Annotated in this window: 15 protein-coding genes; all 15 read right to left on the reverse strand. The window is 39.9% G+C overall.

All coding sequences use genetic code 11. From position 1 onward, the window contains the following. Positions 1-23: 23 nt before the first annotated feature. On the reverse strand, positions 24-1,079 hold the full coding sequence (locus WKT00_RS09100; protein WP_055059667.1) for a Gfo/Idh/MocA family oxidoreductase: 1,056 nt from the start codon (positions 1,077-1,079) through the stop codon (positions 24-26). Next, positions 1,076-2,158: a hypothetical protein gene (locus tag WKT00_RS09105; RefSeq protein WP_055059668.1), complete on the reverse strand. Its 1,083-nt coding sequence runs from the start codon at positions 2,156-2,158 to the stop codon at positions 1,076-1,078. Before WKT00_RS09105 ends, WKT00_RS09100 begins: the two co-directional genes overlap by 4 nt. Continuing rightward, positions 2,155-5,277 carry an amino acid adenylation domain-containing protein gene (locus WKT00_RS09110; protein ID WP_118698060.1) on the reverse strand — a complete coding sequence of 1,041 codons (3,123 nt, stop codon included), beginning with the start codon at positions 5,275-5,277 and terminating at the stop codon, positions 2,155-2,157. The genes WKT00_RS09105 and WKT00_RS09110 overlap by 4 nt, the downstream gene beginning before the upstream one ends. 17 nt (positions 5,278-5,294) lie before the next feature. Next, positions 5,295-6,740 carry a condensation domain-containing protein gene (locus WKT00_RS09115; RefSeq protein WP_055059670.1) on the reverse strand — a complete coding sequence of 482 codons (1,446 nt, stop codon included), beginning with the start codon at positions 6,738-6,740 and terminating at the stop codon, positions 5,295-5,297. Next, positions 6,733-7,824 (reverse strand): Gfo/Idh/MocA family oxidoreductase, encoded by a 1,092-nt coding sequence (locus tag WKT00_RS09120; protein ID WP_054337270.1) that lies wholly within the window; start codon positions 7,822-7,824, stop codon positions 6,733-6,735. The genes WKT00_RS09115 and WKT00_RS09120 overlap by 8 nt, the downstream gene beginning before the upstream one ends. Further along, entirely contained in the window at positions 7,821-15,497 is a 7,677-nt protein-coding gene (locus WKT00_RS09125) for a non-ribosomal peptide synthetase (RefSeq protein ID WP_055059671.1), read from the reverse strand. Before WKT00_RS09125 ends, WKT00_RS09120 begins: the two co-directional genes overlap by 4 nt. A 14-nt stretch (positions 15,498-15,511) precedes the next feature. Beyond that, entirely contained in the window at positions 15,512-17,101 is a 1,590-nt protein-coding gene (locus WKT00_RS09130; RefSeq protein ID WP_055059672.1) for a (2,3-dihydroxybenzoyl)adenylate synthase, read from the reverse strand. Between the two features lies 1 nt (position 17,102). After that, positions 17,103-17,789 (reverse strand): 4'-phosphopantetheinyl transferase superfamily protein, encoded by a 687-nt coding sequence (locus tag WKT00_RS09135; protein ID WP_055059673.1) that lies wholly within the window; start codon positions 17,787-17,789, stop codon positions 17,103-17,105. A 10-nt stretch (positions 17,790-17,799) separates the two neighbouring features. After that, positions 17,800-18,513, reverse strand: a complete 714-nt coding sequence (locus tag WKT00_RS09140; RefSeq protein WP_243121224.1) for a thioesterase II family protein — start codon at positions 18,511-18,513, stop codon at positions 17,800-17,802. Between the two features lie 95 nt (positions 18,514-18,608). Continuing rightward, positions 18,609-19,208, reverse strand: a complete 600-nt coding sequence (locus WKT00_RS09145) for an accessory gene regulator ArgB-like protein (RefSeq protein WP_340263220.1) — start codon at positions 19,206-19,208, stop codon at positions 18,609-18,611. Next, a complete protein-coding gene (locus WKT00_RS09150) occupies positions 19,208-19,366 on the reverse strand; it encodes a cyclic lactone autoinducer peptide (RefSeq protein WP_015528432.1) in 159 nt (52 codons plus the stop codon). The genes WKT00_RS09145 and WKT00_RS09150 overlap by 1 nt, the downstream gene beginning before the upstream one ends. Before the next feature lie 102 nt (positions 19,367-19,468). After that, a complete protein-coding gene (locus WKT00_RS09155; protein WP_055059675.1) occupies positions 19,469-20,764 on the reverse strand; it encodes a sensor histidine kinase in 1,296 nt (431 codons plus the stop codon). Continuing rightward, positions 20,761-21,498 carry a LytR/AlgR family response regulator transcription factor gene (locus tag WKT00_RS09160; protein ID WP_340263226.1) on the reverse strand — a complete coding sequence of 246 codons (738 nt, stop codon included), beginning with the start codon at positions 21,496-21,498 and terminating at the stop codon, positions 20,761-20,763. The genes WKT00_RS09155 and WKT00_RS09160 overlap by 4 nt, the downstream gene beginning before the upstream one ends. Before the next feature lie 87 nt (positions 21,499-21,585). Next, a complete protein-coding gene (locus WKT00_RS09165; protein ID WP_055059677.1) occupies positions 21,586-21,825 on the reverse strand; it encodes a helix-turn-helix domain-containing protein in 240 nt (79 codons plus the stop codon). 284 nt (positions 21,826-22,109) lie between these two features. Next, the gene (locus tag WKT00_RS09170) at positions 22,110-22,316 is read right to left on the reverse strand and encodes a PIN domain-containing protein (protein WP_055059678.1); all 207 of its coding nucleotides are present in this window, start codon (positions 22,314-22,316) and stop codon (positions 22,110-22,112) included.

A 22,316-nucleotide genomic window follows, 5' to 3' on the forward strand; every position in this document is an offset into this window, starting at 1 on the left:
GGCATTTTGCCATTGAAATTTTACTAGTAAGTTGTTCTTATTTTTTTAGTTGGAATATAAATATAGTCTATATCATCAATCAAATTCGCATAACCTGTTGCTCGATATAATTCGGTCCACAACTTAGATACCATTAAATCTTTTTGAGCTCTATTAGTGTCTAATCTGCTGTTCTCAATTTGATTTTTCATCTCCAACAACTGTAAGCCAATAGCCCCAGTCCATTCATTTCTAAATATCTCTTTTAGCTGCTTTTCTCTATATTCGTTTACCAAAGCAAAAGCAGGTTCATTTAGTTTTTCCTCATCCCTTTCTGCCACCCCATATTTTTCAACAAATATTCTTGGTCTCCATGATACCGGTCCAAAAGTATCTTCTAAAGTTAATATTCCACTTTGAAAAAAAACAGAAAATCTATGGAGTACATACATAAGATCATCGGGCATCTTTGGATTAATTTGGTTATTAAATTGAATGGTCATTGGAACTTTTCCAGCCATTCCTGTAATAATATCAAATGGTCCATTATTTTTTATAACAGATAATCCATTCCATTCATGAAATCCTGAAATAGCCTCTGCCAAAATCGCAATTGCTGGAAAAGCCACTTGAGTACAAAAGCATAAACTCATATACTGAACAGAGTTTAAATTATTCAACTTCTTTGAGACATTAATAAAATGTTGAACTTCTGGTAATTTTATATATAAATTTCCAATATTATAAATAACCCTATATTTCCTTGCCACTTTATAACACTCTACGACATTTTCCGGATATACCGGTTGTTCTTGTATAACGTGAATCCCACGCTCCATGAGTTGTATCGCCAATTTACAACCGTCTCCTCCCACACCTTCTGATCTTATCACTACACACGCTAGCGTAATTTCATTTGGAATTCCTTTAATGGATGTAAATAAGGGAATACCATATCTCTTAGCCAGTTCAATAGATCGCTCGCTCCCCCTCGCATAAAGTCCAGCAATTTCAAAGAATTCACTATATTTCATTAGTGCATCGATATAAAACTGTCCAAAAGTAGATCCACATACGATAGTTTTTATCTTTGATGTCATATCTCTCCCTCCTCAATATTAGATAAATCTTCTAGCGAACAATCATATATATTGGCTGATATTCGCGAATTATTTATTATCGCCTCTACTAAATTTCTATTCTGAATTTGGCATTCCCACATTGATAAAACATTATGAGAAAATGTGACTTTTCGTTTTATAAGCAAATCGGCCATCACTGCGATTGTAGTACCCGTCAATATCGCCGCCGTATCAGCTTTTAAAATCAAAGTACGCCATTCCCGCTTTCCATCCCTTTTACCATCAACACATATGGCAAAACCACAAAACGATTTTTTTTCGCTATCAATCACAGACGCATTACATAAATCTTCTATGATTTGTATAGAATTATTTCTATACTTTTCTCTAGCATTTTTTAATAACCGATATGTCAAATTATCCTCCATAGCAGTATAAAATTCAGCGCGTTTAGGCTTTAAAAAAATACATATTTCTTTTGCTTCCTGATCATAATAAGGCAACAGCATATATGTTTTATAAAATATTGGCAGGAATTCACATGTTTTATCAATATTAGGAATTAATTCCCCGTTTTCATAACATACCATCGAATAATTATTGCTATCCTCGATTCCGTTTAAATAATCTTCAGCTGCTCTATGAGTAAATTTTCCTTGCCCTACATAGTATATTTTTATTTTGTTAACTTCTTCAAAACGCTCCGACAAATAAATCGGTAATGCACCCGATAATCCGGGCATTGAGCCAACACCTTGAATAAAAGCAATATTTCTATCAGGTATAATATCCTTTAACAACCTATTAAATTGTGGTTCAATATAACTACATCCATGTTCTTTAATTTTCAATATCAGTACGCGAGTCATATTGCAGCTTAATCCCGAACAATTTATAATAATCTTGCATTTTTTCACAAAGTTTTCTATACCCACTTGTTTGTTTAAGTCTATATACTGATATTTTATTTCTGTCTGTGTATGAAACATATCGTTATTATGCCGCCCACCAACTAATAGGTTACGATACCCCATCATCCATAAACTTTTTACGACCTCACACCCAATATCACCAAAACCTCCGATAATTCCAATCATATTTCTCCCTCAACATACGCATTTTCAGCATCTATTTTCTTATCTAACATTGACGCCATTTGTTCCAAATACGGGTTCTCAAAAATATCTGTTAGAGCCACTTCCACATTATATTCTTTTCGTAATTCCATCATTAATTTAGTTGAAAGCAAACTATCACCACCAGCCTCAAAAAAACTGATCGATTTAGATATATTTTTAGCACCTAAAATATCTTTCCATATCTTTGCAAGCCTGCTTTCTGAATCAGTCAACGCCACATCATTCTGGAAATAATCTTCCTGCATTTCAATACTTCTTAGTATTTTATTTCTGTCGATTTTCCCATTTGTACTAAGCGGCAAGTTGACAAAATAATAAAATTCTTCTGGTATCATATATTTAGGCAAATTCTCCTCAAGAATTTTAAAAATACCTTTTTCACAGTCATGAAGAAAGTCATTTCTAGAAAAAGCTTCTATATATTCAATGTTATCAACTTCTGACATTTCAGCCTTAACCATTTCAAATCCTGCATCGCCCAATAATTTGCCCCAGTCTTTTAGTTGTAAATAAAACTTATTTGTTTCTACTTTCTCCGCTTCCAAGACATAAGATGTAATCAACGCCATTGCATCTTCATCTGCACATTCGATCATCATAAGTTTTCCATTAGGTTTTAACAACATATTTGCCAGCTTAAGCCCCTCATTTTTATTTTCAAACTGGTGCATCGTATTGACAGCAACAACAAAATCACAATAACCAACATATTTTCGTTCAATCCCTCCTTGGCGTACCATCGAATACAAACAATTATTTATTTGAGCGTTCTGACCTTGTGCAATATCAAGCATACCTGCTGAACTATCAAATAAAATATACTCCTGTCCTTCAGTTTGCCTAGACAAAACAGTAGCCACTTTTCCCGTTCTCGCCTGTATTATTCCAATCCTGTTATTTTTGCCGGTAGCCTTAATTGTATCTACAATCTTATTTAAAAATAAATTAACCGCAGGACTTTTAAATGTTAAATATTCCGGATTAAACTCAGGGTATTTCAACAATTCATTTGGTTCCGCTTTGCCAGATAAAATATCTAAATACAACGGCAACATATTCTTTAACACTTTCCATAAACATGTATCTACGACCTGCTTTTGAACAGATACTTCCTGCTTTTGTATCAGCCTTTTTTTCCATAGTTCATATAATATCTGCATTTTTCTACAAATTGTAATACTATCATTTTCAACTTGTTTCAAAACTTCTTGAAGAAATAAATTTACCGTAGTTTCCCTTATTCTTGAAGTTTCGTCATCAAATGTCCCATTATCCTCTATACTACAACTCTGCATTTTTATAGCTGGTATATATGGTTTTATAGCACCAACCAATCTGGGATACCCATTCTTCTTAATTATCAAAGCAATGTTCTTATCAACATATTTACTCTGATTTATGTTCTTCTCTATTTCTTTTAACTCAATTCTATAACCATTTAACTTTATCTGGTGATCAATTCTTCCCAAGAATTCTAAATGTCCATCCTTTGTAAATGAAACTAAATCACCAGTGCGATACCAACGTTTTCCGTTATAAAAAACAAACTTCTCTTCTGTTAAATCCGGTTCATTTATGTATCCTTTTGCAACTCCCATGCCTCCAATCCATAATTCGCCTGGTACATCATCAGGACACTCTTGATTTTGAGTATTCATTATTATTACCTTTTGATTAGCCAAAGGATAACCATATGGCACAGAATTCCAATCACTTCTCACTTCATTGACAACATAATACACAGACCAAATAGCTGCTTCGGTTGCGCCTCCTAAAGAAATAAACTCACAATTACTTGTTATTTTTTTATTCCTATCATACAATGTAGGTTGAACCCAATCACCTGATAACAAAACCTTTTTCAAAGGTACAGTTTTAGTGCTATTCTCTGCTACCATTAAGAACATATCGTAGATTGCCGGAACTGAGTTCCATATTGTAATCTGTTCATTTATAACGATATCAAACCATCTATCGGCCATTTTCCGTTCCTTTGGTCTCGGCAATACAATTGTTCCACCTTCCGCTAACATACCAAAAATATCATATACCGATAGATCAAAACTTAGTTCCGATATAGCAAAACATTTATCTTTACTGCTAATTCCAAATCTGTAATTAATATCTTTAATTGTGTTATCAGCCGATTTATGTGAAATCTCTACTCCTTTTGGTTCACCAGTTGTACCCGAAGTAAAGATTACATACGCACTTCTTTCATCCTCATATCGCATAAAATCCTTTATTTTTTCAAAATGCTCCGATTCGTCTGCATATATAATGTCAATTCCTTCTATTACTTCAGGAGAATAAGTAGTGATAGTAATAAAATTTTTTATGTTTGCCTTTTTGCATATTTTCTTTTTTCTTTCTTCCGGCCATTCTATATCTATAGGTACATAAGTACACCCCACCGACAACACCGCTAATACTGATATGATCTGCCATGGTCCTTTCGGTATAGAGACTGCTATATATTCGTTTTCGCTAATTCCATGAATGGTTAACATGTTAGCCATTCTAAGAACTTTATCCGCCAACTGTGCATATGTAATATTTTCACGCATTTCATCATACCAAATAATTGCAGTTTTTTCCGGATAACATTCTGCCGTCTCAAAGAACTCTTCATGTAACCCCTTGTAATGATATTCTTTGCATGTATCATTTAACTTGCAACGCCTATTTTTTTGTTCCTCCGTTAGAAAAGAAATATTTATATCCTCTAAATCCATCTGTGCCATTTGAGTAATTATCTTTGAAATACAATGACCTATATCACCACTCAAATTTGCTTTTCCATTAGTTTCTATTAATATATACGGTTCTGCTTTTTCTTCATCCATTACTTCAATTGAAATCGAACTACTTACTGCTAAACTATCCTTATTGGATATATAGTCAAAAATCTGTTGCCACTCCATGGTGAAAAAACTTTTATATTCATCAGTTCCCCATATATATTTTATTTTCATGAAAACCGCTTTCAACAGTTCACTCCCTTTGAGAGAGTGTTTTTTTGCCTGTTCACATATCTTATTCCAGTTCTCGGTTGATATTGAAATTTTATTAAACACAATTCTACTCCTTTTTCTTAAATCACAATACAATCCCACTCTATCTGTGTCATTGCACTTTTAACACGCTTTACATAAGCCAACAAAATTTTCTCCACATCTTCTTCCCGAAACAAATCCGTTACATAATCGAACGATAATTTTAAGCTCCCCAAATCATCTCTTACATGATGATCCAACATAACCTGAGGAGTTTTGCTTAAAGCATAAACCTCTTTAAATAATGGTTGTTCCGAGCAACTGCATCCATCCAACATACAAGTATATACAATGGGCAATACTGCTTTCCCCACTTTACCTTTTGCCAGATTTTTTAATAGTTTTGTTCCATCATACTCCCTATACTGAACCAGTTTCCAAAATTGACGCTGTATTTTTATAACTTCATCTAAAAAACAGATATTATCTGATTTTTGAAAAGTTACCAAACCCACATTTGTAAATTCGCCAAGAATTTTATCCACTTCCGCATTTAAAGGAAGCCGATTAAAAAGAGTTATATCCAATGTCATACTCTGATTTCCATACTCTTCACAAAGGGTTTTCAAAAATAAAGTACATATAGTTGCTGCAGGAGTCAATTTGTAATACTTAGCCCTTTCATAAAGACACTTCGTTTCCTCAAAAGTAAATATATATTCTACTCTTCCAAATTGGGGGCTAGTCACTTCGTGAATCGGAATTTCTGTTTTAATCGAAGGAATTGAAACTTTTTCAAGTTCTTGTTTCCAATAATCCTCTGCTTTCTTTTCTGTTTTACTCTCATAAATAGCAGCCTTTTCCATATATTCCTTAAAAGAAAACTGTGGAATATCTACTTTTTGTCCATTATATAGTTGAAACAACTCATCAATCAGTTTTTTGGCGCTCCAAGCATCTAAAATCAAACAATCAAAACTAATATGTAGTACATCATTCCTAACATCCGATTTCCCAACTTCAAAATGGAACATAGGCCAATTTTCAATTTTATAAACATGATTTTTCCATATATTTCTTACACGCTTTCTTGATGTACAATCTATATATTGATAAGTTGAGAGAGTATATAAAGGTAAATTATTTAATATATAATTTTCCCCTTCTTTTAGAACAATCATGCGTAATACATCATGTTTGAATATTAACTCATTAATTACTGTTTGCATTTTTTCTACATCTATATCAGAAATTTCGTATTCAATATAATAATGTGCATTAGTATTTCCTAATTCACAATTATTTGCTTCTCCTACCAAGTAAGCTGATTGCAAGGGGGACATCGGAAATTTATTATTCTCACAATCTTGAAGAAAACTTATAATAGCCAACTTCATATCCTTCAATTGCATTAGTATATCTTTCGAAATTTTCCCTTCCTTAGATTTATACTTTAACTTTCCCTGTTCCTGCCAAATGAAAATATCATTTTCATACAAAGTACCTAATAGTTTTAAAATGTCTGTATCAAAAACATCATTCATTATTTTCCTTCCCCTCACAGCTATGTTTTAGTTCTTCAACTGATATGTTAGTCATATATTGTTCTGGTATTATTTGAGAATAGCCAAAATCTTTTGTTATCTGATTCCATTGCTTTGAGCATAATATTTCCCGTTGATTTGTTTGCATATCAACAATACCTTTCTCAATTTGAGCATACACATGATACAAATCCTGCAGTATGGCCTCCGGCCATACTGCAGTCAGAATATGCTCAAAAGTCTTATTCTGATTTCTGTTTGACAAAATATATCCTGTATTTTGATATACATTATCAGGAAACCTAATATTTAGCGTACCAGCAAGTGCTGTTTGAATTGGTATGAACATTCGCGGATGCCAAATCACAGGACCAAATGTGTCCTCTAATGTAAGATGTCCTCCAGTATAGAAAAAAGTTATTTTGTGTAATAGATGCATGTAATTATTAGCATCCCTCGGAACTACTTCATTGTTCATCTGCATACAAATCGGTATACCTCCCAATCTTCCATTCATAACTTGGAAGACTTTACCACCTTCCACATGCTTTTGCGGTTCCCAGCCTTGAATACTAGGCATCGCTAATTGCAAAATTTTAATCAATGGATATGACACTTGAGAAGAAAAGACCGTATCCACATACAAAAGCCTGTCCTCATTATTGAGATATTTTGCACATTTTATAAATCTTTGCACATCACCTAAATGCGGATATAAATTGCCTATATGATAAACTAGTCTTTTTTTTCTAGCGACCCTATAACACATTTCCATATCTTTCGGGTGTGAAGGATGTTCCTGTATGACATTAATTCCTTTTTCTAATAATTGTAAAGCTATTTCCGTACCATTCCCTCCAAATGCAGCGGTTCTAACTGCCACGCAAGCCAAATCAATATCATCAGGCACCTCGTCTATACTTTTATATACTTTGATATTATATTCTTCAGCGCAACGAAGAGTCCTGTCACTTCCCGTTCCTAATATCCCTATCAACTGAAATTTCTCTGGCGAAGATCTTAAAGCCTTTAAATAAAGTTGACCAAATGTACTACCACAAACAATTACTTTTAATTTTTTCATTTTATTCCTTTTTCTCCAATCAATTCAGACATTCTTCTTACAGTAGAATTTTCAAACAACTCACCAATTCCAACTTCCAAATCAAACTTTTCTGATATAAGATTTGTCAATCGTACAGCTTGTAAAGAATTTCCTCCCATATCAAAGAAATCACTATCTAAATTAACTTCTTGTTCTAAAATATCCGTCCAAATATGTAATAGCTTCTCCTGCAATTCATTTTCTGCACGACAAACTGATGTTTCCTTTTTTAATTCACACTCCGCTAAATTAATAAGAATCTTTTTTCGATCAATCTTGCCATTGCTTCCTAATGGAAATCTTTCTATTTCCTGAAAAATAGAAGGAATCATATACTGCGGTAGAACTTTAGATAAATTGCTTTTAATATTGTCATAGCCACTATTTTCATTAACATTGTCACTGTCAGCTATAAAAACAGCAGCCAATACATTCTTATTGCCAACTTTTTTTTCTACAACAACAGCTGCCCTTATTGTGGGAATATTTCTCAAGGCCGCCTCTATCTCTCCTAATTCCACCCTATATCCATCAATCTTAACCTGATTATCCATTCTACCTAAAAATTCTATATTTCCATCTGACCAATACTTTCCCATATCCCCTGTACAATACAACCGTTCTCCAGTTCTATCTAAGACAACAAATTTTTCCTCTGTTTTTTCTTTATCGTTTAAATATCCCTGTGCAATGCCATCTCCGGCAATATAAAGTGTTCCCGGTACCCAGTCAGGGCAATCTTCCATATTCTGATCCAGAACATAATACTTCTGGTTTGCAAGCGGTTTCCCATACGGAATACTCTTCCAATCCTCCGGCACAACCTCTGGAATCTCGAAATGATTTGACCAGATACTACCTTCTGTCGCTCCTCCAAGTGCAACAATCTCAACATTCTGGAACAGATTACGGATTCTCCCCGGAAGTGAAACAGGAACCCAGTCACCGCTCATCATTACTAACCGCAGCGATTGTGAAGTTACCTGCCTTTGATATTCCTCATATTCTGCCAGCATTTCTACAAAAGCTGGCACGCTGTTCCATACGGTAATATTCTCCTGATTCAACCATTGAATCCAATGCGCCGGATCTTTTCCATATTCCGGATCCGAAAGAACCAGTTTCCCACCTGCGCCTAAAATGCCAAAAACATCATAAACAGACAGGTCAAAATGAAGATTGGAGATTCCAAACGCCGTATCCTGTTCTGTAATCTGATAGCGTACATTGATATCCAGTATCGTATTAACTGCATTATGGTGGGTAATCATTACTCCTTTCGGCATCCCGGTTGTTCCCGACGTATAGATCACATACGCAAGGTCTCCCGCCTTATTCTCCTGTGCTTTGTATTCAGAATCGGTTTTTAATCCAGACACAGAAATACAATCCCACTCGTGCAGCCATTCGGTATCCTGCTCATCCGCCTGTTTCTGTACAAGTATAATTCTTGTCCCGCTGTCACGGAGAATCTTTTCTACCCGTTCCTTTGGATTATGGATATCTATCGGAAGATATGCGGCTCCGGCAAACAGGATTCCATAAACAGCAACTACCTGCTCCCAACCTTTTTCCATAAATACAGCTACCGTTTCTTCTTTTTTTATTCCCATGCTCTGTAACTGCCCGGAAATGTAAAACGCTTCTTCTTTTATTTCCCGATATGTCATCCGCCTGCTGCACGTTACCAGCGCCTCCTTATCCGGGAATTTGTCTGCCGCCTCCAAGAATAATCCATCCAACGTTTTCTCTTCAAATTCAGCCGCCGTTTCATTCGCCTGACGCCGTTTTTCTGAAATTTCCGCTGTTACCAGACTTGCCGTTTTTTCCTGCATGATCTCCGGATGAACTGCCAGCGTATGAAGCAGGCCGGTATATGCCCGGAACATCTCATCCAGCATTCCCAGATAAAATAATTCGTCCACGGAATCCCAAAACAGGCATAAACAGCCATCCATTTCAACCACCTGATGATCCAGCCACACCTGCGGCGTCTGTGAAATGTTATAGTTCAGTTTTCCAAGCCACTTTCCTTCATTCCACTGCTCCACGCCAAGGCCACTGGTAAACACTACCGGCATAATAGCGCCCCGCATATTTCCAGTCTTTTTCTTTAATTCGCGCTCCAGTTCAACTGCGCCATAAGCTGTATGCTCCAGATCTTCTGTCAGCTGCTTCTGAATTGCCTTTGTCCTTTCCGCAAAACTATTTCCTGTATTTTTTATCTCCAACAGCGTCAGTGTTGTAAAGTCTCCAACCAGATCGTTCACTTCCGGATGCAATTGTTTCCGGTCAAACTGCGTCAGATTAAGCGTAAAATCCTTATTGCTGCTCCATCGGCGGAGAGTCTCAGCATAAGCGCTCATCAAAAGAACAGAAGGCGTTACCTCCAGTCTTCCCGCCGCGTCTTTTACAGACTGCCATTCTTTCTGTGACAGTTTTGCGCTCCGGCGACAGAAACGCTGCTCTGTAATCTGGCTTTCGTTCTTTGCAAGCGGCAGATCCGGTGCGTCCGCAAAAGTCTCCACCCGGTCTTCCCAATATTTTTTATCTTTCTCATAAGCAGAGGTAGACTTTATCTGCTTCAGTCCCAGCACGTAATCCCGGAAAGACAAAGTAATCGGCATTTCCGCTTTTCCATTTCGATATACTTCTGCCCACTCATCTAAGAGATGGAACATACTCCAGCCATCAAAGATAATATTGTCAAAACTGATATGGATTCTATGCTTCTGGTCCTCTATTTTAGTGATTCGCACATCAAACAGAGGCCATTCATCTGTCTGAATTACCTGATGAGACATCTCTGCCCGTTTTTCATCCAATGCCTTTTCTTTTTCTGTCACTTCCAATTGTCGGATATCCGTCACGTCAATATGATACTGGGGAGTATTCTCCAGTATGCGCTGCATACCATCCGGCTGGATAATAACACGCATCATCCCATGCCTCTGTATCAACAGATTCCATGCCGTCTCTGCGCACTCAGTATCAAGGCCGTCTGCATCCAGTTCAAAATAACAGTGCGTTGCAACATTTCCCAATTCATACAATCCGCTTCTGCCAAGCCAGTAAGCATACTGCACATCGGTTAATGGGAACGGATGATATGCTTCCTCCAGATTCGGTTTGATCTGCAGTGTATCTTCTTCTTTCTGTTCGGACTGTTCAATAGCTTTTGCCAGAGATTTTACGGTCAGATTTTCAAAAATCGTACTGATCGTTATTTTGCAGCCAAAGGTTTTCTGTACTTCCGAGGTCAACCTTGTGGCAATCAGCGAGTCTCCCCCAAGGCTAAAATAATTATCTTCAATTCCGATATTTTCATATCCAAATAATTGTTTCCAGATATCTAAAAGCTTTTCTTCTGTTTCTGTCGTTGCCTTTGAAAATCGGATAACCGCAGTTTCTTCTTTAAAATCTTCCCGCAATTGCTTCCTGTTAATCTTCCCATTGGACAATGTTGGGAGCTGCTCCATGAAATGATAGTTCTGTGGAACCATATACTCCGGCAGTTTTTCTGACAGGTATTCCCTTAGTGCTCCATTATGATAGGACAGGACAGACGCCTGCTGTCTGCTGCAGCATATACATCTTCCATATCTCTCTGTCACAGCACAGTCTTCGCCCATTCCTGCCTCTGATAAACATTCTCTCCACAGCAGGCAATCCGGGGTAACCAGCCCTGCTTCTCTTCTCTTGTCCCGAATATCCGCAAAACCATTTTCCAAAAAAGCCGCTGTAAGTTCCTGAAGGTATGTCCTTACCACAAGGTCAGTCATTAGCAATATTCCGTTTGGCTTCAGTAATTCCGCTACTTTCTTTACCGCATCCGCAGCATCAATATTTCTATGTAAAGCATTTACCGATATCACAACGTCATAACTATGCAAGGACATCTGCTGCTTATCCATGCCTTCTTCCAGATTCAGCATCTCAAACTCGACTCTCTCATATCCCGCAAGTTCTTTCTCTGCTTCCTGCAGAAAATATTTTGAAGAATCCGCATATGTATAAGCCACGCTTACATCTTCCAGTGCATTCAAAAACTGTCTTGTAATTGCAGTGTCCCTTGTACCAATTTCTATAATCTGGAGTGGCTCTTTTCTGCGTTCTTCTGCCAGAAGCCTTAATCCCTGCACCAGTCTTTCCACTGTTTCCTCGCAGCCCGGAATTCTCCGAAGCAGCATATTCGGAGCCAAAGCCGGCTCTTTCTGGTAGAATACGTCCAGCGGAACTTCATTCCCGGTAACCATATGCTTCAGATACGGCTTCAGTTTCTTAAAATACGTTTCCGCATCTCCAGCTTTTTCCGGTACAGCCACTTCCTTCCCGGTACGCGATAGTCTGCCGTCCTCTTCTTTCAAGATTCCTTCCTTCTTTAAAATTTCCAACCATCTTGCCACAGTATTTTTCTGTATTTCCGTAATATTCCCTTTTTCAAAAATTTCCTTCTGCGAAAGAACTTCCTTCTCTGATACAAAAACGCCTAACTCTATGAGTGTCTCCAACATAAGCTGTACACATCTCTGGTCTGCATAGGCAAGGAAATTTTTGTATTCCGTCTTCCGTTCCTGCTGCATCTGCCAATTGCTGACATCATCCTTCAGTTCTTTCCAGCCTGCGCCAAAGATATCTGTGCCGTACAAATATGTTGTAACTTTAGAATCTTCCTGCAGCGGCGCTCCGATATAAGCAGCCAGTGTTTTATTGTCATGACCGTCACTGACTGTATCAACAACTGCATGAGCCACACCCGGAAACTCCTGAATCGTATGTTCAATTTCTCCCAATTCAATCCTGTGTCCGCGAATCTTTACCTGATGGTCTTTTCTTCCCAAAAATTCAATTGTCCCATCGTTCCAGATTCTTCCGAGATCGCCGGTCCGATACCATCTTCCATACTGATCTTTGACAAATTTCTGCTCCGTAAGCGCAGAATCTCCCCTATATCCTTTTGCCACGCCAAAACCGCCGATCCAGAGTTCGCCTTCTGCCCAGTAAGGGCAATCCCTTCCATACTCATCCACAACACGATATGCCTGATACCTAAGTGGCCTTCCATAAGGAATAGATTTCCAGTTTTCCGGCATTGGCAGGGTAACATTCTGATAATTAGACCAGATGCTTGCTTCGGTGGCTCCTCCCATAGCGACAAACTGGCAATCCTCTGTCCATGCCACAACCCTCTCCGGGAGGTCCATCCCAATCCAGTCTCCGGAAAGCATAACCGCCCTAATCGGCAGTTTCTGTTTCATGGATTCCGCCCGTATCAAAAGCATTTCCAGAAGCACCGGCACTGAATTCCAAACGGTAATCTGGTATTTCAACACCTGTTCCAGCCAGTAATCTGCATTCCTTCTTTCCTGCTCCGGAAGCAATACCAATGTTCCTCCTGCGCCTAAAATTCCAAAAACATCATATACCGACAAGTCAAAATCCATAGCCGAAACAGCCAACGCCCGATCCGCACTTGTCACATGGTATTTTTCATTAATATCCTGAACCGTATTCCATGCGCTTTCATGTGCAATCTCTACGCCCTTTGGAACACCTGTAGAGCCTGACGTCATGATGATATAGGCACTGTCCTTCGGCGACACCTCCGGCAGTTTCACATTTTCCTGTCCCTCTTCCATACCTTCCATCACAAGGATTTCCGTATCTTCCGGCCAATCCAGTTTTTCGGATAATTCCCGATTCGTGACCACATAGCGGACTTCCGTTTTCTCATGAATTAACGCTCTCCGGTCTTTAGGCTGGCTCAAGCTGACCGGAAGGTATGAATTTCCGGAAAGCAAAATTCCTAATGCCGCCTCGATCTGTTCTATCCCTCGCGGCAGGGTAAGTGCAATCGGGACGCCCTTAATATCCTTTTCTGAAATTCCTGCCGCCACTGCTGTTGCCCGTGTTTTTAATTCCCCATAGGATACCGACCTTCCGCTTCCCGCATCAATAAGCGCAATATCTTCCGGGCAAACTTCCGCATGGTTCATAACAGCCCAATGCAGGCATTCCGAACGCTCCGGCACTCCTGTATGCGCTGTATCTTCAACTTCTCTTTTTCTTTTTTCCGGAAACACATCAAATCTCTGATTCCAGTCCTTCTTTCCCAATTCATGCAGAAGAATCTCAAAACTCTCCAACATATCCGGGATCATATTCTCCGGGAATAACTCATCCACGCTGTCCCATGTAAGCTGTACGCCATTTTCATCTTCATAACTCTGAAAATCATTCCACACCTGCGGCGTCTGGGAAATCATATAGGAAAACTGCCCCAGTTCTTTCCGGAACGTATCATTTACCAACGGCGTTCCCAGATTGCAGGCAAAAACAACCGGAGCCACTGCCGATGCGTCCCCACACATCTGCGCAATGTCTCTCTGTACTTGCACGCCGGAATATGCCGTATACTTCATATCCTCATGAAGCTGCTTCTGAATCCTGTCCAACAATTCCGCAAAAGTCGGATTTTCTTCGCAGTTAATCTCCAGCAATAACAGAGTAGTAAAATCTGCTATTACTTCCTCTAACCCCTGCTGCTCTGTTTTCCGGTTAAAAAACGGAATGTTAATAAGGAAACAATGATTCCTGCTCCATCGTTCCAGAACCACCGCATATGCAGTAAGAAGAACCATTGCCGGAGTTGTCTGGTATTTTTTTGCCCGCATTTGCAAATGATCCCATTCTTCCTTTTCGATTCTCACAATCCTGCGGTTGAACACCGTTTTTTCCACTTCTTGCGGACGTTTTGCCAATGGAAGGTCAGGGCCTTTTGGCAAATGCTCTAAACGATTCTTCCAGTATTTTTCTGCGTTTTTCCGTTCCTCCCCTTCTTCCTGTTTCTGCCGTTCCAGATAGGAAGCAAAATTCCACCCTTTTGATTCTTTCGGCAGGTTTTCCCCTCGGTAAGCAGATGCCAAATCCCTCAATAATATCTGCAGACTCTGTACATCAGCAACCAGAAGCGCCATGTCCACATGAAGGCGTGCCTTATTTTCAGGAAAAAGCGTAAGCTCTATTCCTGCTACTTCGCCTTCCTCAATCTTTAACTTCCGATGGGATAAACGTTCTCTGACAGATACTGCCATTGCCTCTGCTTCCTCAGATGACATCCGGGAAAAATCATGAACCTTTATTTTTTCACAATACGGCTTATCCAGGATTTTCTGTGTTCCATCATCCAAAAAGCAGGCGCGCAGCATAGGATGATGATACTGCAGTACATTCCATGCTTTTTCCAGACGCTCCGGTTCTATGTTTTCCCCATCAAACTCCAAATATGCGTGACAGTCTATCCCTCCAAGATACTGTTCTTCATCCCTGCCAACCCAATATGCATACTGTACGTCTGTTAAAGGAAACGGCTGTTTCATATCCTTTTCCGGCGTTATTTTAGATTCTTGCGCCCGTTTTTTGCCCGCTTTTTTCTTCATGCTGCGCTGGATTAACGCCCACCAGCCTTCAAAGGTGGGATTTTCCATCAATGAACCGAAAGAAACCTTAACCCCCTGTTTTCTCCACTGGTTTACCAGACGCATGATCGTCAGGGATGAAAGCCCAAGCTCCAACAGATTTTCGGAATCTCCAAAATCTCTAGCTACCGGCAGTTTTTGTTTGATCTGTTCCTTTATCTCTATATATTCCATGCTACTGTCTCCTTCTACTTTTCCTGCGCCATCCGTTCTAATGCTTTCTTATCTATTTTCCCTACGCTGGTCAGCGGCCATGTTTCAACCCGTTCTATCTGATCTGGCATTTTATACGCCGCAACGCCTATTTCCCGCAGAAACCTGTGGATTTCCTGTAAATCGATCCCGGCTTCATCATCGGTTACAAGGAATGCGCATATCCGATTTCCAAGGGTTTCATCCGGAACGCCGACAACGGCTGCCTCTTTGATCTCCAGATGCCTGCAAAGGTAAGCTTCAATCTCTGAAGGCATGATCTTTTCTCCGGCGCGGTTAATCTGCTCTTTGATCCTCCCACCCAAACGCAGTCTTCCGTCTTTCGTCCACATAGCCTTATCGCCCGTCCGATAAAATCCGTCCGGCGTAAAGCTCTTTTTATTCGCTTCCTCCGCCATATAATAACCATCAATCGTATACGGGCCTCTGGATAATAATTCCCCAAAAACTCCTTCCGGTACGGTCTTATCCTCTTCATCCACAATCTTCACTTCATCCGCAGGAGACACCGGAGTTCCCTGGCATCTTGCAATCAGGGAATCTTCATCTTCCGGACTGGTAAAGGACAGCAGCCCCTCCGCCGTACCAAATACCTGCATCAGTTTGCAAGGCCATTCTTTAATGATCTTATCTGCAAGGGAATCTTCCAGCATTGCGCCGCCCACCTGCAAAATTCGCAGGCTGGATATGTCATAATCTTCATCCCATTCCAACATTTCCATGCACACAGTAACCATAGCAGGAACCAATGCGGTAATCGTAACGCCTTCCTCTGTAATTGCGTCAAGGATATCATCCGGGCTGGTCGCAGACGCAAGCACAACTTTTCCTCCCACGTCCAGCGTGCCTAAAAGCCCCGGGCAGCATAACGGGAAATTATGAGCTACCGGAAGAGACGCCAGATAAACGTCACTGCTATCCAGGCGGCATCTCTTCGCGGACATGCGGGCATTATACATATAATCCGTATGGGTGCGCGGAATCAGTTTCGGAACCCCTGTCGTCCCGCCTGACAGCAAAAGCACCGCCGTTTCATACCCATCCACAGCCGGAAATGCTCCATTTTCTCCACACGTTTCCGCAATCATTCCACTGATATCCCCGGATTCGCTATCTACAAATATATGCCGGATACATGAATATTTCTCTTTCATCGCATTTGCCATCGGCACATATGAAAATCCCAGATATTTCTCCACCACAATATAAGCGGCCGGCTTTGCCAGTTCAATAATTCCTTCCAGTTCCGCCTCCCTGTGGGCCGGCAGCATCATGATTGGCACCGCCCCAATCTTGGAAAGCGCAAAAAACACAATCACAAAAGAAATCCTGTTCGGAAGCTGCACAAGCACTTTATCTCCCTTTAAAATCCCTTTACGCAGAAAAGCTGCCGCAAGACAATCTGCTTTTTGCTTTAATTCCATATAACTGATCTCGTCTTCACTGTCCGTGACCGCAGTTCTTTCTCCATATTTTTCCGCCCACCTATCAAGCTGTTCTCCAAAGCCACATCTCTCCCAGCCTTCCAGATTCTCATATTTGCTCATATCTTTCTTATAACCCATTTTATCTGTCTCCTTTCTTATGCGCCGCCACATACGCAGCATATCCTTTGATCCTGACCGGATACAGAAACCAGTCCTGATCTTTCTTATCTTTTTCTACAATTTTTCCGTTTCTGACAGAGAAGAAATCCATTCCTCTTCCTAATCCAATCCCAAGCGCCTTTACATATGCCTCTTTCGCCGCCCAGTACTGGAAAAACAGATCCGGTCCTTCATTTTTTACATCTTCCGCTTCTTCTGCAGTATAAAAATTTTCCGCTATCTCCCTATAGTCCGGGCACTCTGCCATCTCCTGCACATCCACTCCGATATCCATTCCGACAGCGAATACCGCCAGTATGAATTCACCCGAGTGCGAAATGTTAAAATCCACTGTCCGCTTTCCTGCAATCTTTTTATGATAAGGCTTACCCAGTTCATTGACAGAAAAATCAATCGTTTCCATATCTAAGTATCTTTTTAAGAGGATCCGCACGACAACCTTCCCGGCTATATAACGCATCCTGTCTTCAGGAAAACGGAATCTTCCGGCTTGCTCCAATTCCTGCCCACTCAGGATATATTCATGGTTCTTCCAGAAATCTGTCATTTCAGGCCAGCGGATACACCATATATGTATCTTATTTTCACGGATATAAAGTTTGTCTGCTGACAGAAATTCCTTTTCTCCGTATCGTTTAATCTCCATTTTTCATTCTCTAAAGCAGTCTCATGACCTCACTTATTACTTCATCTTCACAATCCCGCAGATAAAAATGTCCTCCCGGAAATATCCGGTAGTTAAAATCATTGTCCGTATACTTTCCCCATTCCAAGATCGCACTCTCATCCGCTTCGCCGTCCTTTTCTCCGCCAAATGCAGCGATAGGCGTATGCAGCACTATTCCCGCCTTGTCATAATACGTTTCATCCATGGTAAAATCTGCCCGCAGCATAGGCAGAAAGAAATCCAGCAATTCCTGGTTCTCCAGTATCTCCTTTGGCGTCCCTTCAAATCTCCCCAGTTCCCTCTTAAACTCTTCATCCGGAAGATGATAGATTGGATTTGGCTCCGGAATGCTAGGAACCCGGCTGCCGGAAATAAACAGACATTTTGCAGTATATCCCGCTGCCTCCAACCGTTTTTCCAGCTCATAGGCGATCTTCCCACCCATACTGTGTCCCCATAAGGCATACGGTCCGTACACAACCTTTCTTACAGCCTCTTCCAGGTCATCTAACATAACCGACATATCTATATACGGTTTCTCCATGATCTGTTCTTCCCTTCCCGGAAGCTGAACTGGACATACCGTTACTTTCCCCTGCATCTTTTTCGCCCACTGGTTATAAGCAGAAGCACCGCCTCCCGCAAATGGCAGACAAAACAAGGTTATTTTCTCTTTACTAATGTTTTCCGTATTTTTTATCATTTTTATATTCACTTTTATATTCCTCTTGCATAATGTTCTTTTTCTCTCTGTTTACCATCATTTTGTAATATGTTTTTCTCAATCATTTCTTATTTCTACCTGTAATTAGTTACCTCTAACTCTTTGTCAAAAAAAATTTTGATCCATCCCAATATCAAACCGGACGCCAAAACAATATGCGCTACCATAAGCCCCTTTACGATCAGGGAATATCCGATCACAGAAAAAACACCTGCTATCGCACATTCAATCACTAAAATTACCCTCGCGCGCATCCCATAAACTTTCTTCTCTTTCACATCCAGTTTCTTGCTGCTGGCATCCACCGGTGCCATAGCAAATATGAATCCAACTGCGACAAGCCATATAATCCGCATTTGCCACGTCACAATTAGGTCAGATGCCAGATACTGACTGCATAGAAGGACAAGAATACTGGAAACAATCATGCAGCTCCCTGCTTTTTCTAAATGAATTCCTCCGGCATACTGCCTTAGAACAGTAAAGGGCAATAAAAAGACTAGCATCTCCAGCCAATTCCCCGTTGCGATGCCAAGTATGACAGTGATAAGGTATATCGCGACCCTGCCCAGCAGTACACCGTAAGCATATTCATACAACCTGCGGTCTTTTTCTTCAAGAATCCCGTTCCTTTTTTGCACTTCAAAAAGCCAGCCGGTAGTTTTTTTCCACACTAGAATTTCCTCATTTTCTTAACTTCTTCCGGCTCTTCTTCCTGATAGTACAGCCAGTTGCACGCCAGATTTGCCGTATATGCCGTCAGGCAGAGTGCAAGACAGTTTACAACTCCAAGTACTTTGATACCCAAGCTTTTTCTGATTGTTTTTTTCATAGTTACATGCCTCCCTTTTTTTTCGAAAGTTTACACAAAAATCGCCCTCTTTTCAATTACCGTGGCAAAAACGGTAACTTTTTGGGCGATTTTTGCACATCTTTATTTTATTGTAAAGATCAGCTTAACAGAGAACTCCTGTTCTCCGACCTCCACTCTCATAATTCCAGCATACTTTTTAACCAGTTTTCCAACCGTATGCAGTCCGATCCCGTGACTGTCTGCATCTCTTTTGGTGCTTATGTACCGGTCCTTGTCCTTTAACAGTGGAACAACATACCCGTTGCAAAATTCCATAACAAGGAAATGTTCCTCATTTCCCATATACATCCTGCATTCCACATATCGGCCATCTTTTGTCTTTTCTGCCGCTTCCAGTGCGTTATCCAAAAGATTACCTACGATTGAGATCATATCCAGTTCTTCCAAAAAGTCCAGCCTGAGATCATTACCCAGGGTAATCTTATAGGAAATATTCTTAGATTCCGCAAGGAATTTCCTTTCGCACAGGATGCTGTTCAAGATCGGGTGTTCGCAATACACACCTTTTTGAAGGCTCTGAATCCGGACACCTAAATGTTCCATAATCTCCTTGACCTCTTGATTTTCTCCTTCTTCCATCAAACCGGCTACTGTACAAATAAATTTATTTATATCGTGTAAGAATGCCCTGTTATCCTCATTGACCTTATTCATATACTGTAAATTAGCAATCTCCGCCCTGCTTTTCTGGTAAAGCCGGGCCATCTTCTTCACTTCTTCTGATTTCTCTACAAACCGGTCAAACACTGAGAAAATGAAGATATTCGTCAATAGCAGCAGTGAAGCTCCTACCGGAACCATAACCCTGTTCATTCCTTCAAAAGAAATATTTGAATAAAACACACATCCTAATATAATGATCGTAGCGGTTGGCAGCATGAGTAGCACAGTAAAAGTTTTATTCTCAATCGTCAGATAATCCCTTTTTCTCGTTACCTGATTAATGCATTTAATAAACAGAAATGTCATGGTACTCATCAGTAGTAGCGCTAATGTCTTTTCTATTTCCGTCCCAAAACCCTCAGATGCACCAGTCACGCCATACGCATTCGTAAGCGTTGCAAAGAGAAATTCAGGAATAATTGCCAGCACATAATAGCAGCATACTATAACCAGCTTCTTCCATATATTTCCCCGGAACACAACCATTGACACAATCATATACGTTACCGGAATCATTACCATATTAAATATTGAGGATTCCAAGTGGTTGATTCCGAGCATTATCAGCGCTACGACAAAATATATGAGAAATTTTCCCCAAAAGTTTTCTCTTCTGTATGGAAGCATGTTCTTTTCCAGATCTTCCAACAGATACATTTGAAGAAGGCAGATCAAAAAATCTCTTACTATCATACCATGCCGTTCCTTTCCCCAAGAAACATGATCAGAGCGTCAGCAAACTGACCTTTTCTCGACCTTGAAACATTCAATTGGATTCCCATCTGTAGCAGCGCCACATTCTTTTCCAATCCTTCCACTTTCGCCAGATTTACAATATAACTGTTATGTGCATACTCAAATCCCCTTCCGGCCAGACGTTCATATAAATCGCCTAAAGATTCCTTACAATGCATCTCATCTATCTCCCCCTGCCTAGCAACGTATATAGAGCAACCCCTTTTCGCCAGACAGATATATAAAATGTCTTCCGTATAGATACGAATTACTCTTCCCGCTGATGTAACCGTCACGGAAGAATCTCCACAGTGCGATTTTACTTTTGATAAAATTGCAGGGATTTCCCTTTTTAGACTTCTGTCATGCAAGTCTTTCATAATATACCGGAACGGCTGCCCAATATTGATGCTGTCTGAAGTCGGTTCAAAGTATCCGGAGCAGAACACCAATATCGCTGCCCTATTGTATTCCCTCAGCTTCAGTACCGATTTATTCCCATCCAATCCGGGCATACGCATATCCATAAAGACCAAATCATGCAAAATATCAGCATTTTTCAGTAGTTCCTTTCCTGACTCGTATTCATAAAACCGTATCTCGCTCTTAGGAAGAATCCCTTCCGTTTCTATAACCTTCTCTATTTTCTCCCTGTAATTTTTATCATCATCGCAAATTGCTATTTTATACATCTATGTCCTCCTAAGTTAGTTTCCCCTAACCATTTTTCATAAAAAATCCATCCTGCAGAATCTGAATCCTATGAGCATTTACTCTTCCTATAGTTCGGGTTCCAAATCTGCAAAGATGGGATCAGCAAAAAATTCCTGTATTGTGACATCCAATCCATCGCATAGCTTTTTTATTGTAACTACGCCAGCATTCTTACTCTGACCATACAAAATATTCTTTAATGTTGAAGGAGGAACGCCAGAACATACCGCCGCCTCATTCACTGTGATATCTTTCTGATTAATCAGATCGTTTAAACGATATATGACCGCTGTTTTTATATCCACGGTATCGACCACCTTTTTTTCTTCTATTTTATATAAATCGGCTTTAAAAGGTCGCCCATATATAGTCTTTTTGATCTATGTACGATATTTTTTTAACAGTTTTTCTTATTCTAGCAGAAATCCGCTAAATTTCTATATTTTATTAGATACATGAAACCCTGTGAGAACATTTCTGATCCTACGCAGGGTTTTCCACTTTGTTATAAAATTTTTATATTTTGCAGTATGCTGGATCGGAGTTATCATTCAACTTTCCTTCTGCTGCCGATTGTAAAAACATATTTTTACGAATAAATATTCAGCAGTTCTTCCGGAGAAAGCAGTGTAATCCAAAAGGAAAGAAAATCCTTTTTATTCCTTGTCACAATCGCATCACACTGATTCGCCTTCGTACAAGTTGCAAGTAGGCAGTCTTCAAAATCAGATACTCTCTGCAAATAAGCAGGCAGCACATCTTCGTTCGTCACTGTCAGCACTTTTGCTATGTCCAA

Origin of the sequence: Dorea sp. ICN-14282 (assembly GCF_037890115.1) — a bacterium.
Taxonomy (GTDB): Bacteria; Bacillota; Clostridia; order Lachnospirales; family Lachnospiraceae; genus Dorea_B; species Dorea_B phocaeensis.

Excerpts from the sequence above, each read along its gene's own strand:
- WKT00_RS09155 (WP_055059675.1), bottom strand. The coding sequence starts at position 20,764 with ATGATAGTAAGAGATTTTTTGATCTGCCTTCTTCAAATGTATCTGTTG.
- WKT00_RS09100 (WP_055059667.1), bottom strand. The coding sequence starts at position 1,079 with ATGACATCAAAGATAAAAACTATCGTATGTGGATCTACTTTTGGACAG.
- WKT00_RS09135 (WP_055059673.1), bottom strand. The coding sequence starts at position 17,789 with ATGGAGATTAAACGATACGGAGAAAAGGAATTTCTGTCAGCAGACAAA.
- WKT00_RS09105 (WP_055059668.1), bottom strand. The coding sequence starts at position 2,158 with ATGATTGGAATTATCGGAGGTTTTGGTGATATTGGGTGTGAGGTCGTA.
- WKT00_RS09130 (WP_055059672.1), bottom strand. The coding sequence starts at position 17,101 with ATGGGTTATAAGAAAGATATGAGCAAATATGAGAATCTGGAAGGCTGG.
- WKT00_RS09160 (WP_340263226.1), bottom strand. The coding sequence starts at position 21,498 with ATGTATAAAATAGCAATTTGCGATGATGATAAAAATTACAGGGAGAAA.
- WKT00_RS09125 (WP_055059671.1), bottom strand. The coding sequence starts at position 15,497 with ATGGAATATATAGAGATAAAGGAACAGATCAAACAAAAACTGCCGGTA.
- WKT00_RS09140 (WP_243121224.1), bottom strand. The coding sequence starts at position 18,513 with ATGATAAAAAATACGGAAAACATTAGTAAAGAGAAAATAACCTTGTTT.
- WKT00_RS09150 (WP_015528432.1), bottom strand. The coding sequence starts at position 19,366 with ATGAAAAAAACAATCAGAAAAAGCTTGGGTATCAAAGTACTTGGAGTT.
- WKT00_RS09115 (WP_055059670.1), bottom strand. The coding sequence starts at position 6,740 with ATGAATGATGTTTTTGATACAGACATTTTAAAACTATTAGGTACTTTG.
- WKT00_RS09120 (WP_054337270.1), bottom strand. The coding sequence starts at position 7,824 with ATGAAAAAATTAAAAGTAATTGTTTGTGGTAGTACATTTGGTCAACTT.